At 43.0% G+C, this 2,738-nt stretch carries 1 protein-coding gene; it reads left to right on the top strand.

Going from position 1 to position 2,738, the window contains the following annotated elements; all coding sequences use genetic code 11:
- The coding region (locus tag GQR56_RS21025; RefSeq protein ID WP_166115304.1) for an Ig-like domain-containing protein at nt 1–2,738 on the top strand (2,738 nt) is incomplete at both ends.

The raw sequence follows: 2,738 nt of genomic DNA, 5'->3' as shown, positions 1-2,738 counted from the left end.
ATAGAAGAAGCCGATACAAACCAAACCGCGACAGTCACCTTTACAGATAGCAATAACGACACAGTTGTAGTTACTGGCGTATCAATTAACGCAGCAGGTGAGTGGGTTATTGATGCAACAGACATAACAACGCTTGCCGATGGTGAAATTACAGCAAGCGTTAGCGCATTAGACGTTGAGGGCAATTTAGCCACAAATGAAACCAGCTTTACCAAAGACGCCAACGCCAATGTAACCGTTGAAATACAAGATACAGCTGATAACGTTATTAACGGCAATGGCGAAAGCTCAGCTGTAAAAATTACAGGCACAGCGGTTGGTGTAGAGAATGGCCGTACGGTTACAGTAACAGTGACCGATGGCACAACAACTAAAACCTTTACTGCAATAGTGATTGGTGAAGCGTATACAATTTCAGATAAAGATTTATCAGCCTTTAACGATGGTGAAATTACAGCCACAGCCACGGTAAGCGACTTAGCTGGCAATACAGCAACTAGCCAAGATACCGCAATTATTGACCAAACAGCCGTTACTACCATTACAATGGCAGCGGGCGATGACGTAGTTAATAGCAATGAGCAAAGTAATGTAGTTGTAAGCGGTGTGATTGATGAAGCCGATACAAATCAAACAGCCACCGTGGTATTTACCGATAAAGACGGTAAAAAAGTAACAGTTGAAAACGTCGCTATTAACGCAGGTGGACAATGGCAAGTTGGTGCAGCAGACATAACAACGCTTGCCGATGGTGAAATTACAGCAAGTGTTAGCGCATTAGACGTTGAGGGCAACTTAGCCACTAACTCAACCACCTTTACCAAAGACACCACAGCTACTGTAACAGTCGATATTAACGATACAGACGACAATATAATAAATGGCAATGGCGAAAACACCAATGTTGAAATTACAGGTACTACAACCGGTGTTGAAGACGACCAAAAAGTAACGGTTGTAGTAAAAGATGCAGCCGGTAACGAACGCAGCTTTGAAGCCACCGTTACAAATAATGCTTACACAATTACAGGTGCAGACTTATCGGGTCTTAACGACGGTACATTAACCGCCACAGCCACCGTAAGTGATGTAGCCGGTAACACAGCCACTAATACCGATACAGCTATTCACGATAAAACAGCAGTTACTACCATACAAATGGCAGCGGGCGATGACGTAGTTAATAGTGATGAGCAAAGTAATGTAGTAGTAAGCGGTGTGATTGATGAAGCCGATGCTAACCAAACAGCCACCGTAATATTTACTGATAAAGATGGTAAAAAAGTTACAGTTGAAAACGTCGCTATTAACGCAAATGGTGAATGGCAAGTTGATGCAGCAGATATAACAACGCTTGCCGATGGTGAAATTGAAGTAAGTGTTAGTGCATTAGACGTTGAGGGCAATTTAGCCACAAACGCAACCACCTTTACTAAAGACACCACCGTTGCAGTAACAGTCGATATAAACGACACGAACGACAACGTAATAAATGGCAATGGCGAAAACACCAATGTTGAAATTACAGGTACCACAACCGGTGTTGAAGACGACCAAAAAGTAACGGTTGTAGTAAAAGATACAGCCGGTAACGAGCGCAGCTTTGAAGCCACCGTTACCAATAATGCTTACACAATTACAGATGCGGACTTATCGGGTCTTAATGATGGCACATTAACCGCCACAGCCACCGTAAGTGATGTAGCCGGTAATACAGCCACTAATACCGATACAGCCATACACGACAAAACAGCAGCTACTACCATTGCAATGGCAGCGGGTGATGACGTAGTAAATGCAGCCGAGCAAACAAATGTTGTCGTGAGTGGTCAGGTTACTGATATAGAGCCGACTAATACAGCAGCAGTTACTTTTACTGATGAAAATGGCTTACCCGTTACTATAAACAACGTCACAATTAATGACGATGGCAGTTGGGAAGTTAGTAGCGCAGATATTAATACGCTTGCCGATGGCACAATTACTGCCGCTGTTAGTGTATTTGATGATGCTGGTAACCAAGCTACAAATAGCACCACTTTCGAAAAAGACACCCAAGCTTCAATTTCTATTCCGAGCGAAAACAACGACTTATTAATTAACAATGCAGAAAAATCGGCTGTAGTTATCAATGGTCAAAGCGTAAATATAGAAGAGGGCAAAATCGTTAATGTTACGGTGTCTGATGGTACTAAAACAGTAACAGGGCAAGCGATTATTTTAGCTGATGGAACATGGCAAAGTAACTCGCTCGATTTAACGACCCTTGATGAAGGGGCACTGACTGTTACAGCAACAACCGCCGACACTGCAGGCAATACCGCAAATGCAGATCTTAACATTGTTAAAGATACACAAAGCGCTGTTACGGTAAATGTGGGCGATGATGCAGTTATAAATGCTGCTGAGCAAAGCACTGCTAAAGTAGCAGGCACAGTAACCGACGTAGAAGCTAACCAAAGCGTAGCAATTATCATTAAAGACAGTGACGGCAGTACTGTATTTAATGGCAATGCAAGTGTAGATGACGCTGGCAAATGGGAATTAGATAGCAGTATTTTAAATGCACTGTCTGATGGCGACTACACAGTAGATGTAAGCACACAAGATGTAGCCGGCAACGTAACTACTAACACGCTAGATTTCACTAAAGACACACAAGCCAGTACAACGCTAGTGCTTGAAGACTCAGTAATAAATGCAGCAGAAGACGACGCGGTAAGCGTAAGTGGTAAAGT

The sequence above is a fragment of the Pseudoalteromonas sp. Z9A5 genome (genome assembly GCF_011378875.1).
Classification (GTDB): Bacteria; Pseudomonadota; Gammaproteobacteria; order Enterobacterales; family Alteromonadaceae; genus Pseudoalteromonas.
The sequence above is the reverse complement of the archived record's forward strand: the minus strand, read 5'-3'. Positions and strand labels throughout refer to the sequence as shown.